We start from the raw sequence: 14,835 nt of genomic DNA on the forward strand, positions 1-14,835 counted from the left end.
TCACCACGAGAGGCACGAGGAGCACCAGATGAGCACGATCGCCGACACCGTCGGCACCGCAGCCCCCGCAGGGACCGATGTCGAGCTGCTGTTGACCGGGATGACCTGCGCCTCGTGCGCCAACCGCATCGAGCGCAGGCTCAACAAACTCGACGGCGTCACCGCCACCGTCAACTACGCCACCGAGAAGGCGAAGGTCACCGTTGCCGACGGCGTGACCACCGACGACCTGGTGGCGGCGGTCGAATCGGCGGGGTACGGCGCGAGGCTGCCCGAGCCGCCCAGCGCGGCCGACGACGGCGCCTCCCGGGCGGGCGGCTCCGTCGACGACGAGGCCGACCGCGCTCTGCGGGCGCTGCGCAACCGGCTCGTCGTCTCCGCGCTGCTGAGCGTCCCGGTGATCGCGATGGCGATGGCGCCGGCGCTGCAGTTCACCAACTGGCAGTGGCTCTCCCTCACCCTGGCCGCGCCGGTCGTGATCTGGGGTGCCCTCCCGTTCCACCAGGCGGCCTGGGCCAATCTCAAGCATGGCACCGCGACCATGGACACGCTGGTCTCGACGGGTACGACGGCCGCCTTCGGGTGGTCGGTCTACGCGCTGTTCTGGGGCGACGCCGGGGTGTCGGGGATGACCCACCCGTTCGAGCTGACGATCGAGCGCACCAGCGGAACCTCGAACATCTATCTCGAGGCCGCGGCCGGCATCATCACCTTCATCCTGTTGGGCCGCTACATCGAGCACCGGTCCAAGCGCAACGCCGGCGCGGCCCTGCGTGCCCTGCTCGACATGGGCGCACGAGACGTCAGCGTCCTGCGTGACGGCGTGGAGCAGCGCGTGCCGGTGGCGCAGCTCGTGGTGGGCGACCTGTTCGTCGTCCGGCCGGGGGAGAAGATCGCCACCGACGGCGTGGTCGAGGAGGGTCGCTCCGCGGTCGACGAGTCGATGCTCACCGGCGAGTCCGTGCCGATCGAGGTCGGCGCGGGCGACTCCGTGGTCGGCGCGACCGTCAACGCCTCGGGCCGCCTCGTCGTGAAGGCGACCCGGGTCGGCGCCGACACGCAGCTGGCCCAGATGGCCAGGCTGGTCGAGGACGCCCAGACCGGCAAGGCCGCCGTCCAGCGGCTGGCCGACCGGATCTCCGGCATCTTCGTCCCGGTCGTGATCGCGGTCGCCGTCGGCACCTTCGGGTTCTGGCTGGGCAGCGACGCCGGCGTCGCGGGCGCGCTGACCGCGATGGTCGCCGTGCTGATCGTGGCCTGCCCGTGCGCGCTCGGCCTCGCGACCCCGACCGCGCTCATGGTCGGCACCGGCCGCGGCGCCCAGCTCGGCATCCTCATCAAGGGGCCCGAGGTCCTGGAGCAGACCCGCAAGGTCGACACGGTCGTCCTCGACAAGACCGGCACCGTCACCACCGGCGAGATGAGCCTGGCCGAGACCCACGTGGCGGTCGGTGAGGACGTCGCCGAGGTGCTGCGCCTCGCCGGTGCGCTGGAAGATGCCTCCGAGCACCCGATCGCCCGCGCCATCGCCGACGCGGCCCGCGAGGCAGGCGACCTCGGGCAGGTGGAGGACTTCGCCAACGTCGAAGGGCTCGGTGTGCAGGGCATCGTCGACGGTCACGCCGTCCTGGTGGGTCGTCCGCAGCTGCTCGCCGAGTGGTCCCAGCACCTGACGGAAGATCTCCAGGGCGCCTTCGACGGCGCCTCCGACCGGGGCCTCACGGCCGTGGCCGTGGGCTGGGACGGCCGGGCCCGCGCGGTGCTGGTCGTCGCCGATCAGGTCAAGGACACCTCGGCCGAGGCCATCCGAGAGCTGCGCGGGCTCGGCCTCCGGCCGATCCTGCTCACCGGCGACAACCAGCGGGTCGCCCGTACCGTCGCCGCCCAGGTCGGGATCGACGCCAAGGACGTCTTCGCCGAGGTCCTGCCCGGCGACAAGGTCGACGTCGTCAAGCGGCTCCAGGCCGAGGGGCGGGTCGTCGCCATGGTCGGCGACGGCGTCAACGACGCCGCCGCCCTGGCTCAGGCCGACCTCGGCCTCGCCATGGGCACCGGCACCGACGTCGCGATCGAGGCCAGCGACCTCACCCTGGTGCGGGGCGACCTGCGGGTCGCGGTCGACGCCATCCGGCTCTCCCGCAGGACGCTCGGCATCATCAAGAGCAACCTCTTCTGGGCCTTCGGCTACAACACCGCCGCCATCCCGATCGCCGCCGCCGGCCTGCTCAACCCGATGCTTGCCGGTGCGGCCATGGCCTTCTCCTCGGTGTCGGTGGTGGGCAACAGCCTGCGGCTCAAGCGGTTCCGCAGCTCGCTGGTGGGTTGAGGACGCACGGCGCGGCACCCCGGGAGGACACGCGGGGTGACCTGTGGAATCGCCGGGCTGGGTCGGCCGACGCCGGGTGTCCACGGCCTTCACCGATTCACCGGCTGCCCGGGGAAACGACGAGACACGCCGGCGCCCGGCCGGGGTGGTCAGGGAATGCGAGTGCGACACGCCGGGGAACGACGGCGTGTCGCACTCGGTCTGCCTGACACCGGCGAGCGGCTCCACGGGTCGGCGATGAGTCGGCGCTGCTCCACGCGCACCTCGCGGGCGGTCTCCTGGGCACTAGTCTGCTGGGCACGGTGTGCGATCGACGCCGTCGCGACCGCGTCGCTGACCGACATCCGCACGCGACGGCCGGCCGGCGAGGAGGAGAGCGATGACCAGCCCGGGTGAGGCACGGGCCGCGGTTGCTCTCACGGCCGCGGGCATCGACCACACGATCGTGCGACACGGCCCCGTGAGGTCGTTGGAGGAGGCGGCTCAGGCGCGAGGGGTCACTCCCGACCGGGTCATCAAGACCCTGGTCGTACGACGCGGCGCGGACGACTACCTCTTCGTCCTGGTCCCTGGTGACCGGCAGATCTCCTGGCCCAAGCTGCGCACCCTCCTCGGGGTGAACCGCCTCTCGATGCCCGACGCCGAGAAGGCCCGCGAGGTGACCGGCTACGAGCGCGGCACCATCACGCCCTTCGGCTCGCTCCGCCCGTGGGCGGTCGTCGCGGACGCGCGGGTCGACGGCACGGTGTCCATCGGCGGTGGCGCCCACGGGGTCTCCGCGACCGTGTCCGCCGCCGACCTGATCCGAGTCCTGGGTGCGGAGGTCGCCGACGTGACCGACCCGGCCGCTGCTCAGTGACTGAGGACGAACCTCAGGCAGACGATGGGAGTGTCGACCTCGACCGGGGTGCCCAGGCCCTCCCAGTGGCGACGGTGGCCCGCCCGCCACTCCTCCAGGTCGGCGTCGCCCTCCCCTTCTGCCATGGCGAACGCCCACGGGACGTCGCCGAAGGCCAGCACCTCGACCCCGGTCACCTCGACCGTGCCGACCTGCTGGCCGTCATCGTCGAGGAGGGCAAGACGTTCGCCGACATGCTCGATCGGCTCGCCTTCCTCCTCGTACTCGCTCCGCAGGCCGGCCGTCGCCTGCTTGCGCCCGTCCAGCACGAGAGCGTTGAGTCGCGCGCGCAGGTCGCTCGGCGTCCCGAGCTCGAGGGCGCGGAGGCCACCGACCCTGGGCCAGGTCATCGGGACCCGCCCGAGTCGGCCCGACGGCGCGGTTGCATGCCGTGGCGGTGTCGCTTGGCGCGGCTCTCGAACATGTTAAGAGTATCGGCGAGACTTAACATGTTCGGTCGATGTGTTAGATGAGCATGCATGTCACCGCACGTCGCCGTGCGTCTCCGCACGGATCGCGGCTGTGTGCTCCTCGATTCCGATCGGTCCCGGTCGAGGTCCGCGGCATCACTCGCGTGCCGACCGAGACGCGCCTCCCGTCCTGAACGGCATCGCTCTCCCGAGGCCACCGTCAGCAACCAGGCCGACTCACGGCGATTCGAGCCGTCGCCACCAGGTGTCGTCGCGGTACTCGGCGGGTAGCTCGTCGACGGCGGTTCCGATGTCCACCTCCAGTGGCTCGAGTGCGTCGAAGTACTCGTCGCGCAGTGAGCGGGGGAGCTCAGCGCCACACCAGGGACAGAACTCGATGACCTGGAGCGCGCGATGGCCGGCGACGAGCTCGATCCAGTACTCCCGGAAGCGATCGGTGTAGCCGATCGGCAGTCGGCTGTCCTCGATGAACGTCCGCATCTGAGGACAGTCGTGCGGCAGGTACCCGGGCATGGCGCAAGTCTGCCGCTTGGTCGGCGGTGCTCGACACAAGGGCGAGCCGTGAGGCCGATGCTCGGCTACGAGCGGAGCACCTTCCAGTGCCCCTCGGAGACGACCTCGACGGTGCCGTCGGTCACCGCGATGGCCGTCTGGTCGTCGATGGCGTACGCCGGCCCCGCGATCTCGCGCGCCCATCGCTCGGCCTCGGCCAGGGTGTTCTCCGGCACCTCGTCGAGGTGCGGGAAGATCGAGAAGTCGACGACCCCGAGCGTCCGGTCGTCCGGCGCGGAGGGCCACTCGACGAAGTCGGCGCCGATCCGCGGGGTGAGCACCATGCTGCCGGCGCTCAGCCCCACCCAGACGGTGTCCCGCAGCGACGGCAGGAGGTCGGCGAGCCCGGACTGCCGCATCCAGTGGCACAGGTATGTCGCCTCGCCACCGGCCACCAGCAGGACGTCGGCGTCGCGGACCCAGGGGACCCACCGCTCCTCGTCGATGCTCGGCAGCGCCGTCAGCTCGAGCACGCCGAGCGACCGCCAGCCCAGGTCGCACATCGGCAGGTGGCTGCGGCCGCTGACGAAGCGCCACGCCGAGTCCGGCCCACACATGGGATGGCCGTACTGCGCGGTGGGGATGCAGAGGGCGCGGGCCTCCGCGATCGGTTTGTCCAGCAGGCCGACCAGCGCGTCGTGGATGCTCGGGTTCGTGACTCCCGCGGACGTGAGCAGCAGCCTCACGATCGCCTCCTCTGCAGAGCGGTGGTCTCGCGCTCCTCGAGGTGAGGAGCGCGGTGCATGGGAAGACCGCAGGCAGCGGCGAAACTCATCGCCGCCGCGACCCGGCCAGCACCCCACGGGTGAACTGGGCGAGGCCCGTCGGCAGGCTCGTGGGGCATCGTCGGGCCGCGGCGGCGCTGACCTCGTCGAGCACCGACGCGCTGGCGATCAGGGCGGCCCGCAGCTCGGCGAGGTCGAGGCCCGCCACGGTCGCCTCGATGCCCACCGGCAGCGAGGACGGGTCGTGGTCGAGGACCTGCGACAGGCCGTGCCACGGGTAGCTCGTGCCCTGGGTCGCCGCCCAGAGCGCCCAGATGTGCCGCCGGGCCTCCTCGAGACGCTGGTGCGCCTCCCACGGGGACTCGCGGCGCAGGTACTTGTCCGCGTCGAGCAGCGCCCGCCAGCCCAGGAAGGCCCAGGTGCGGACCCGGTCCCCGGCCACGTCGTACGCCGAGGGCATGGCCGTGTCGTCCCCGACGTCGCCCGCGCGGTACAGCGAGACGAAGTCCGGCGCCGCGTCGCCGCGTCGCACCTCCGCCTCCGCGATGACGGCCAGATCGAGCTGCACGCCGTCGGTGAGCTGGGCGAAGACCCGCCGGATGAAGAGCTCGCCGGTCGACGACTCGTCGCGGAGGAGGTCGATCAACCCCCAACCGCTCAGTCGCTCGACCAGTGACTCCTCGACCTCGCGCACCCGCTCGGCGCCGCCAGCACCCCGCTCGGCACCGACGCCGATCGCGGCGTCGACGTCGGAGAGCTCGTCGGCGGCGCCCCGACCCAGCGAGCAGCCCACCGACAGCGAGGTCACCGTTGGGGCGCTCTCGCAGAAGTCGAGCAGTCCGGCGAGCGCCCGTCGCTGACCGTCGAGCCGCGGTGGGAGTGCCGAGATCCAGTCGCGTCCGCCTGCGATGCCTGCCATGGTCGCCATCCTGCCGGAGCCGGCGTGCGGTGCTCCCGTCGCTGGACGGCGGAGGCCGGCATCTGCCTACGGTGGGGTCGTGTTCCTGGAGAACGTCGTCTTCGACGCCACCGACCCGCAGGCGCTCGGCCGGTTCTGGGAGGCCGCGCTGGGCACCGAGAGACTGACCGACGAGCTCGCCGGGTTCGAGACCAGGCTGGCCGTCGCGGAGGGGCCGGTGCTCGACCTGTGCTTCCAGCGGGTGCCGGAGCCCCCGGCGGGGCCCCAGCGCCTGCACCTCGACCTCCGGGGCGCCGAGGAGCAGGAGGCGGTCGTCGAGCGACTGCTCGCCTCGGGCGCCGGACGCGCGGACATCGGTCAGGGGCAGGTGCCGTGGGTGGTGCTCGCCGACCCGGAGGGCAACGCATTCTGCGTGATGGAGCAGCGCGCGGCGTACGACGGCACCGGGCCCATCGCGGCGCTGCCGCTCGACGTGGCCGACCCCGACCGCGAGCGCGGCTTCTGGTCGTGGCTGTCCGGGTGGGTGCCGATCGAGGGGGCCGGGCTGCCCAGCCTGCAGCACGCGTCGCGCCGCGGCCCCCTGCTCGAGCTGTGTCCGGAGACGGAGCCGAAGGGGCCTGCGAAGAACCGGATCCACCTCGACCTCCGGCTGGAGCCGGGCGACGACGCCGACGCGGTGGCGCGGGGGATCGCCGATCGCGGCGGCCGCGAGCTCGACCTCGGATGGGGCGAGCTGCCGTGGCGGCACTTCGCGGACCCGTCCGGCAACGAGTTCTGCGTGCTGCCGTCGCGCGGCTGAGAGACAGTCGCCCGACGGGCGGAGGTGGGGCCGGACGGGAGTTCCGGCCCCACCTCGCGGGCGACCTAGGAGACTGCTGAACAAGGGTGCGCCTCTCGTGTTGGTCGGGGCGGTCTGAAATCCTGTTGGTATGCAGGGCGAGGCGGATCGGCAGCGTGAGCTGCTGGATGTGGAGTCGGTTGCTGGGCATCTGCTCGAGTCGGGCAGCGTGTTCGCGTTGCTGGCCGAGCATCGTGGCCGGTTGTTCCCGGCCGAGTTGTTCGCCGACCTGTTCCCTTCGGGGCGTGGTCGGCCCTCGATTCCGGGCGAGGTGATCGCCTCGGTGATCGTGCTGCAGGCGCTGTATGGGCACTCCGACCGTGAGGCGGTCGACGCGTTGACGTTCGACCTGCGGTGGAAGGCGGCGTGTGGGTACGCGATCGACGCGAGGGGCTTCGACTCCTCGACGTTGACGTATTGGCGCAAGCGGCTGGCGGCCAGCGACCGGCCGCAGCGGATCTTCGAGGTGGTCCGCGAGGTCATCGAGCAGACCGGCGCGGTGAAGGGGAAGACGCGTCGTGCGTTGGACTCCACGGTCCTCGACGACGCGGTCGCCCGCCAGGACACCGTGACCCAGTTGATCGCCCAGATCCGCCGGGTCGGCCGCGAAGTGGCCGGAGCCAAGAATCTGATCGCCACCGAGTGCACCCGGCTGGCGGCACTGACCGGGCAGGACTACACCGGGCCAGGGAGCACCGGGAAGCCGCCGATCGCGTGGGACGACCCAGCCGCCCGTGATGAGCTGGTGTCCGCGCTGGTCGGTGACGCACTGGCTCTGCTCGCCGCGTTGGATGTTGAGGCGATCACCAAGAGCGGTGGGAGGCCGGCTGAGGCGGTCGCGCTGCTGGCCCTGGTCGCCGGCCAGGACGTGGAGCCGGCCGAGGATTCCGATGGCACCGATGGCCGGTGGCGCATCGCTCAGAAGACGGCGCCGGACCGGGTGATCTCGACGGTCGATCCCGACACCCGGCACGCCCACAAGACCCGCGAACGCCGCCAGGACGGCTACAAGGCTCATGTCGTGGTCGAGCCCGACACCGGCCTGATGCCTGTGGTGAGGCTGACCAAGACCAGCGGCAGTGAGAACTCCGACGCGAACGTGGGCGCCGAGCTCGTGGCCGCCGATCCCACCGTCACCGACGGCGAGCCGGTCGAGGTGCTCGGTGACTCCGCTTACGCCAGTGGCACGATGCTGGCCGCCCTGGCCAGAAGACAGTGGGCTGCGCTGGTCAAGCCGTGGCCGATCCAGCCGGCCGTCGCGGGCGGGTTCACCATCGACGACTTCGTCGTCGACCACGAAGCCAGCACCGCGACCTGTCCGGCCGGGGTCACCCGCCAGATCACCAGCAAGGGCAACGTGACCTACGGAATCGCCTGCCGCGACTGTCCACTCGCTACGCGCTGCACCAACTCCGCACGCGGTCGCAAACTCGTCGTCGGCGAACACGACCTGCTCCAGCGCGAGCACCGCCAGCGAGCCGCCGACGAAGGATTCCAAGCCGTCTACCGCCAACACCGACCGATGGTCGAACGCTCCATCGCCTGGCTGGTCCGTGGTGCTCGCCGCGTCCCGTACCGAGGGGTCGAGAAGAACAACAATTGGCTCCACCACCGCGTCGCGGCCCTCAACCTGCGCCGGCTCCTGGCCCTGGGACTCACCATCGACAACGGAGCCTGGACCCTGGCCTGACCCCCGCCCGGGACCCAGCAAGGCCCTTGCTCCAGCACTGACGATCCCGCAGGATGGCCACAGGCGGGCGGACCGATCCCCGTTGTCGCACCCAGAGTGCTGACCAGAAATGCCGCTCGACGGCCGTATTGGTGGCGCTCCGCCCGCCGCCAACCATCAACCACGCCAAGATGACGCCTTCTTCAGCAGTCTCCTAGAGGACCTCGCTCATCGGGTCGCCCTTCCGGCGCCGGCCGATCAGCAGCAGCGAGCCGCCGGCGCCCAGAAGCGCGAGCATCGCCGCGACGATCCCGAGACCGATCGTGGTGCCGGTGTTCGGCAGGTACCCCGTGGGCTGCTCGTCGGGCTCGCCGGAGGCCGCGTCGTCCGCCGCGTCGCCGGCCGGGTCGTCGGCCGGGTCGTCAGCGGAGTCCCCGTCCCCGCCGACCGCCTCCGTGAGGATCACGCCGGCGTCCCACGTCGGGTCGATGCCTTGGGTGGCGCCGATCTTGCGGTGGTCGTAGCTCCGGGTGAGCGCCGGGTTCGAGTCGTCGAGCACGATCGTCCGGGTGAGACCGTCGGAGCGGTTCGCGTCGGAGTCGCGTGCGTCGTCGGAGCGGGAGTCGCGCGTGGTGAACTCGTACTTCTTCCGCTGCTTGTCGGTCAGGGTGAAGCGCACCTGGTAGGTGCCGGCGGGCAGGTTGTCGAAGACGTAGCGCCCGTGGGCGTCGGTGGTCGTGGTCGCGATCACCTTGCCGTCGCGGAGCAGGTCGACCTTGACGCCGGAGAGCGGCTTCTCTCCCTTGTCCTGGACGCCGTCCTTGTCGGCGTCGATCCAGACCACGTCGCCGATCGCGTAGGTCTTGGCCACGTCCTTGACGACCACCCCGGCGTCCCACGTCGGGTCGATGCCCTGGGTCGCGCCGATCTCGCGGTACCCGTAGCTCCCGGTGAGCGCCGGGTTCGAGTCGTCGAGGACGATCGTGGTCGTGAGCCCGTCGGCCGGGTTCGCGTCGGAGTCCGCCGCGTCGCCGGACCCCGAGTCGCGCGTGGTGAACTCGTAGGTCTCCTTCTGCTCGTCGGTCAGGGTGAAGCGCACCTGGTAGGTGCCGGCGGGCAGGTTGTCGAAGACGTAGCGCCCGTGGACGTCGGTGGTCGTGGTGGCGATCACCTTGCCGTCGCGGAGCAGCTCGACCTTGACGCCGGAGAGCGGTGCCTCACCCACGTCCTGGACGCCGTCCTTGTCGGCGTCGATCCAGACCACGTCGCCGATCGCGTACGTCTTGCTCACGAACCCGAAGTCCAGCGTCGGGTCGCGGTCGCCGTCGTCGTGCAGGTCGCCGGGCTCGGTCGAGGCCTCCCACGTCGAGGAGTCGCCCGGCCGGTCGCCCTGGCCCGGTCTGGTCGGCACGTAGGGCTTGAGCGGTCCGGCCGACGCCTCCCGGTCGATGCGAACCGTGTAGGTCTCGTTGCCGGACAGGGCGGGCAGGTTGTCGAAGGTGTACTCGCCGTTCGGGCCCGTGGTGACCGGACCCACCGGGTTGCCGTCGACGTCGGTCACGGGTCCGCCGTCGGGGCCGACGATGGTCAGCACGACGCCCGGGATGCCGGGCTCGCCCGGATTCTGACGACCGTCGCGGTCGGTGTCGACCCACACGTAGTCGCCCACCGACACCGACTTGAGCGGGACGATCTCGGCGAAGGTGCTGCCGATCCGGTTGACGACCGGCGCCGAGGCGTCGGTGATCCGCACCGCGACGTACGCGGCGATGGGTGCGCCGGCGTCCAGGAGCGTCCCGCTCTTCTGCTCGATGGTGACGGTGCCGCTGGCGGCGTCGTGGGTGGCCTCGAGGTTGCCACCGATGTCGACCGGCCCGCCGGTCGGGTTGGCGCCGGTGGCGGCGTCGGCCTCGGTCACGAAGCCGAGGAACTCCGCCGCGTTCGGGAGCACGTCGTCGACGGGAATGATCGCCACGTTGTCGTAGCTGCCGCGCGGGATGAACTCGATCCGGTAGACGTAGGTGTCCTGCACCAGGTTCCCGTGGCCGTCCATCCGCGCCTCGAGGGTCTCGACCCACTCCTGGCTCGAGCGGTCGAAGACCCGCTTGCGTACCTCGGCCTCGTCGCCGTACGACGTGGCCTCGGCCTCGGTCTCGGACCAGTACAGCGGGTCACCGTCCGAGCCGAACAGGGTGGCCTTGTTCGTGATCGTCCTGGTCTCCTTGCCCACGAACGGCGTCGTGGTCAGCGAGATCCGGACCTCGTAGGCCTTGTCGGCGCCGCGGGCGTCGACGACCGCCTTGCCGGTGCTGCTCAGCTCGATGACGAGGTTCCCGTCGGCGTCGGTGCCGAGGTCGAAGTGCGAGGCGGTCAGCGCCTGGCCGTCGTAGGTCCCGGACACCGCCACGGAGGAGGGGTCGTCGAGGTCGAAGACGTCGGTGTCGACGTAGTCCACGATCGTGCTGGTCCGCGCGTCGATGCCCTTGCCGGCGGCGACCTTGAACGTGTAGTCGACCGTCACGGTCTCGCCCGGGTCGATGGTCGTGTCCTCGGCCTGCCCGGACTTGGTGAACACGCTCGAGTCGTTGATGCCGCCGCTGGAGTCGGGGAGGGTCACGACGGTCACGTCGCGCTGCGCGTTGTACGGCGCGCCGTCGCGGTAGTGGAAGGCCGCGACGTTCCGCAGGCGGTACGGCGTCGCGTCCTCGACGGTCGTGGTGCCGGTCTGCTCGAGGCCGGCGACGGTGGTGAGCTGCGCCTTGACCGCGATGGAGGCGTTCGTGGTGTTGTCCTTGCCGACGTTGATCAGCAGCCGCTGACCGCTCACGCAGTACTGGCCGACGAAGACGTCGCCGGCGAAGGCGGCAGCGTCGGCCGGGCAGGTCGCGGCCTGGGTCAGGGTGATGCCGCTGGCCGTGACGAAGTCGGCGGCCGTGGTGTTCCAGGTGGCCTGGGCGGGCAGGTCGTCGCTGATGACCACGTTGCGGTCCAGGGTGAAGTTCGGGCCGCCGGTCCACTGGCGCAGGTCGGCTTTGAGCATGTAGGTGATGTCGGCCGGCGGCGTCAGGTTGCCGTCGGCGTCGGTGACGACGTTCCGGGTGCTCCAGTCGGCGGTCTTCGTGAAGGCCTGGCCGATGTTGACCCCGGGCACGTTGCCGCGCAGTCGCACCGAGGCGGTCCGGTCGGTGGTGCCGAAGGTCGCGGTGTTGGTCAGCTGGATCTCGAAGCTGCCCGTGGCACCGCCCAGCGCGTCGTACCTGGCCTGCAGCAGGGCCTCGAGCGCGGCCACGTCGGTGACCTCGGCCTGGTAGGTGATCGTCAGGATCGACGGTCCGGGCACGTCGACCGAGCCGGTGAACGAGCCGCCGGCGACGGTCGGGGTGAAGGCGAAGGGCCCGGTGGTGCGGTTGAGCCCGTCGGCGTCCCAGCTCGTGAGCTGGCCGGCGAAGGAGCCGGTGACGTAGCCCAGGCCGGCGGGCAGCTGGTCGGCGACGGGGTAGCCGCTCCTGGCCTCGGGCGAGTCGAGCCGCAGCGTGTAGCTCAGCTGCTGGTCGACGATCTCCGGCTTGAGCTTGACCTCGCCGCCGACGACGGTCACGAAGCTGTCCAGGTTGCCGGGCGTGGCGCTCTTCGCGTAGCCCTCCGACACGTTGGCGAACTGGTCGCCCTGGTTGCGGATGATCACGTCGATCGAGTGCTCGTCGCCGTCGACCTTCCAGGTGAGCCGGTCCTGGGCGCTGGCGTCGACGGCGTCGACCTTGAACTCGAGGTCGAAGACGCCCTGGTTCACGTTCGCCGGCCACGGGTCCTTGAACGTGATCGACACCTTGTTCCCGTCCTGGACGAACGACTGGACCGCCGTGTTCGAGGCCGGGATGCCCGTCAGGGTGACGTTGTCGCCGAACTCGAACACCACCGTCGAGCCGGGCGTCACGTCGTCGCTGTACTGGACCCGCAGGGTCAGGGTGTCGCCCTCGTCGACGACGGACGTCCCGTCGTACGTCGCGCCGTTGAGCAGGATGTTGGACGTGATGCCGGGCGTCGCGGCGCGGGCGGGCTGGGTCAGGCCGACCGCGGAGGCGATCGCGAGCAGCAGCGCGAGGCAGACGATGAGCGCTCGCCGCGGCAGCGAGCCGGGTGGGCGTGCGAAGGCGGGTGCGAGGTAGGACAAGAGGGTCTCCCAGAGGTCGACTCGACCGACCTCCGAGACTGGTGGCGCGCGGGCGCCGTCCAGCTGGCCCGATCAGGCGAGCAGTGCAAGTTCGCGGTCACCGTAGGAAGCCGGCTTTCACACCTCCCCGCCTCTGGTGTGAAGGCGGCCGCCGGGGCCACGCCGGGCGGGTCGGAGGTATCTTCGTGCCGTGAGCTGGGGTTGGGGCGCCGGACGCCCGCCCCTGCCTGCGGTGGTTCGGTCGCGCGGAGCCGTCGCATGAGTGCCGGCGGGCGCCGTACGTTCGCCGATGTGTTCGCCGAGGCCCTCGACCAGCGGGCGATCAGCCTGGGCGGGCTCCGCGACGAGCTGGCGGCGCGCGGTACGCCGGTGAGCCTGGCCTCGCTCAGCTACTGGCGGGCGGGGCTGCGCCAACCTGAGCAGGAGCAGTCGATGCGGGCGGTGACGGCCATCGAGGAGATCCTGGGGCTGTTCCCCGGCGAGCTCGAGTCGCTGGCGTCGCCGGGCCGGCGCCGCCGGTTGCCACGGTCCGATCCCTTCGCCGTCTACCCCGACCGGCAGCAGGCGATGGGTCGGCTCCTGGACGAGCTGGGGATGGTCAACCCCTACGACGAGGTCATCGAGCGGGAGGTCACCGGTAAGTACGACCTCGATGCGCGGGGCCGCGCCGTACGCCTCACCCACATCTCACTGGTGGAGGCCGTCGTCAACGGCGCTCGCCGCTTCGCCCTGGTGACCGCGGGCGAGAACCCGGACGAGCCACCGCCGACGTTCACCGCGCTCGGCGGCTACCGGCTCGGCCGGGTGCTCCGCGACGCGGCGTCGATGGTGACGGTCGCGGAGATGCTGCTCGACGAGGAGCTGGCGGTCGGCGAGACGGCGATCCTCGAGCAGCAGGTGGAGATCGACGCCGCCGAGCACGACAACGAGCTCCGCTACTGGGCCTGGCCGCGGCTGAGGTCGGTGAGCCTCTGGGTCCGCTTCCATCCCGACAAGGTGCCCGCGCGCTGCGAGGCGTTCACCGTGGTCGACGGACGGGAGGAGTCGGAGGAGGTCACGACCTACGGCCACAGCGTCCATCGCACGATCACCGGCTTCGGCCCGGGCACCGTCGGCCTCCGCTGGTTCTGGGACGACCACGTCTGAACCATCTCGTCGCGGCGACACGAGCGGTGACCCGTGGCTGCGTGTCACCTGGATCACACGTGGGTACCCAGGCGGGATAGGAGACCTGGGGAGGGAACCATCGTGACACGCAATCCCGCCGCCTGGCTGGCGGAGAAGACCAAGACCGGAGTAGTCGACCTGCCGCGGAATGCGGCCTGGATGGCCTCGAAGGCGCTCGGCCCACCGGCCACCGCGGTCGACGCGGTGACCGACGGAATCGGTGCTGCGGCATCGGCCGCCCGCACGTCGTTGCCGGGAGGTGGCGGAGTGGACGATCGGCTCGACCAGGCACGGCGGGCGGTCAAGCGCGCACAGGATGCGGAGCGCGAGGCCGTCGCGAAGGCGGAGCGGGCGCGCCAGCTCGCCGAGCGGGTTCGAGAGGTCGACGCCCAGCATCGTGAGCGGTTGGAAGCGGCCGCCCGCGAGCGGGACGAGGCGGTCCAGGCCCGGGTCGCGGAGGCGCGTCGTCGGGCCGACGAGATGGTGGAGGCCGAGCGTGCGACCGCGGAGGCCGAGGAGGGCGACAGGCTCCACTCGCTCGAGGAGGAGCTCACAGCCGAGCGGCAGCAGATCGAGGAGAAGGCGGAGGCGGCCCAGGCCGAGGCGCGGGAGGACATCGCAGCCGCCGAGGAGCAGATGGCCGCGGCCCGCCAGATCTCCGACGAGGCGGCCGAGGCGGCGCTGGCAGCGGCCAGGGACGCGCACCACGCGGCCGAGGAGATGGCCGCGCACGCGCAGGCTCAGGCGGCCGAGGTCGACGACCGGGTCCAGGCCGCGCGGGCGCTGCGGAGCGAGACCGCGACGGCGATGTCCGCGCTCGAGCGGGACGACGGCGTCACCGACGTTGCCGGCCCCCTTCGCGATCGGACCATCGCCGAGCTGCTGCCGATCGCGGCCGGCCTCGGTATCGAGGGCCGTTCGCGGATGCGGCACGACCAGCTCGTCGCCGCGATCGGCCGCGCGCGTTCCCGCCAGGGTGGTCGGAGCGCGGCCGCCCGGACCGGCGCGAAGCAGACGAAGCAGGCGCCCAGGAAGCAGGCTCCCAGGAAGCAGGCGGCGGCCAAGAAGGCCGCGAGCACGAGCGCGCGAGGGCGCTCCTGACCCGTCGCGGGTCGGGCCGGGGAAACGACGAGGCAGGT

The 14,835-nt window shown here is 71.4% G+C and carries 11 protein-coding genes; 6 read left to right on the top strand and 5 right to left on the bottom strand.

The features are described 5' to 3' along the window. The first annotated feature begins 28 nt into the window (after positions 1 to 28). Together KM427_RS05570 and KM427_RS05575 are read left to right on the top strand one after the other, a co-directional pair. Complete coding sequence (locus KM427_RS05570; RefSeq protein ID WP_215526552.1) at positions 29 to 2,326, top strand: heavy metal translocating P-type ATPase; 2,298 nt, start codon at positions 29 to 31, stop codon at positions 2,324 to 2,326. Positions 2,327 to 2,705: 379 nt separating this feature from the next. Then, positions 2,706 to 3,185 carry an aminoacyl-tRNA deacylase gene (locus KM427_RS05575; RefSeq protein WP_215526553.1) on the top strand — a complete coding sequence of 160 codons (480 nt, stop codon included), beginning with the start codon at positions 2,706 to 2,708 and terminating at the stop codon, positions 3,183 to 3,185. Here KM427_RS05575 and KM427_RS05580 read toward each other — a convergent pair. The 4 genes from KM427_RS05580 to KM427_RS05595 form a co-directional block, all read right to left on the bottom strand. Continuing rightward, positions 3,179 to 3,574, bottom strand: coding sequence for an ASCH domain-containing protein (locus KM427_RS05580; RefSeq protein WP_215526554.1), 396 nt, complete (start codon positions 3,572 to 3,574; stop codon positions 3,179 to 3,181). The genes KM427_RS05575 and KM427_RS05580 overlap by 7 nt on opposite strands. A gap of 297 nt (positions 3,575 to 3,871) precedes the next feature. Further along, entirely contained in the window at positions 3,872 to 4,168 is a 297-nt protein-coding gene (locus tag KM427_RS05585) for a DUF6980 family protein (RefSeq protein WP_183593008.1), read from the bottom strand. A 65-nt stretch (positions 4,169 to 4,233) separates the two neighbouring features. After that, a complete protein-coding gene (locus KM427_RS05590) occupies positions 4,234 to 4,893 on the bottom strand; it encodes a Type 1 glutamine amidotransferase-like domain-containing protein (RefSeq protein ID WP_183593009.1) in 660 nt (219 codons plus the stop codon). An 85-nt stretch (positions 4,894 to 4,978) separates the two neighbouring features. After that, positions 4,979 to 5,851, bottom strand: a complete 873-nt coding sequence (locus tag KM427_RS05595; protein WP_215526555.1) for a hypothetical protein — start codon at positions 5,849 to 5,851, stop codon at positions 4,979 to 4,981. Positions 5,852 to 5,930: 79 nt separating this feature from the next. Between KM427_RS05595 and KM427_RS05600 the strand changes: the two genes are divergently transcribed. Both KM427_RS05600 and KM427_RS05605 read left to right on the top strand, forming a co-directional pair. After that, positions 5,931 to 6,650, top strand: a complete 720-nt coding sequence (locus KM427_RS05600; RefSeq protein WP_215526556.1) for a VOC family protein — start codon at positions 5,931 to 5,933, stop codon at positions 6,648 to 6,650. A 130-nt stretch (positions 6,651 to 6,780) separates the two neighbouring features. Then, positions 6,781 to 8,379: an IS1182 family transposase gene (locus KM427_RS05605; protein WP_215526557.1), complete on the top strand. Its 1,599-nt coding sequence runs from the start codon at positions 6,781 to 6,783 to the stop codon at positions 8,377 to 8,379. A 193-nt stretch (positions 8,380 to 8,572) separates the two neighbouring features. Here KM427_RS05605 and KM427_RS05610 read toward each other — a convergent pair whose 3' ends face one another. Then, a complete protein-coding gene (locus KM427_RS05610; protein WP_215526558.1) occupies positions 8,573 to 12,529 on the bottom strand; it encodes an SdrD B-like domain-containing protein in 3,957 nt (1,318 codons plus the stop codon). 258 nt (positions 12,530 to 12,787) lie between these two features. On the opposite strand from KM427_RS05610, the gene KM427_RS05615 reads away from it, so the two are divergent. Continuing rightward, the gene (locus tag KM427_RS05615) at positions 12,788 to 13,675 is read left to right on the top strand and encodes a hypothetical protein (protein WP_215526559.1); all 888 of its coding nucleotides are present in this window, start codon (positions 12,788 to 12,790) and stop codon (positions 13,673 to 13,675) included. Between the two features lie 102 nt (positions 13,676 to 13,777). After that, positions 13,778 to 14,797 carry a Rho termination factor N-terminal domain-containing protein gene (locus tag KM427_RS05620; protein ID WP_215526560.1) on the top strand — a complete coding sequence of 340 codons (1,020 nt, stop codon included), beginning with the start codon at positions 13,778 to 13,780 and terminating at the stop codon, positions 14,795 to 14,797. Positions 14,798 to 14,835 lie beyond the last annotated feature (38 nt).

Source organism: Nocardioides sp. LMS-CY (assembly GCF_018732145.1).
Lineage (GTDB): Bacteria > Actinomycetota > Actinomycetes > Propionibacteriales > Nocardioidaceae > Nocardioides > Nocardioides soli.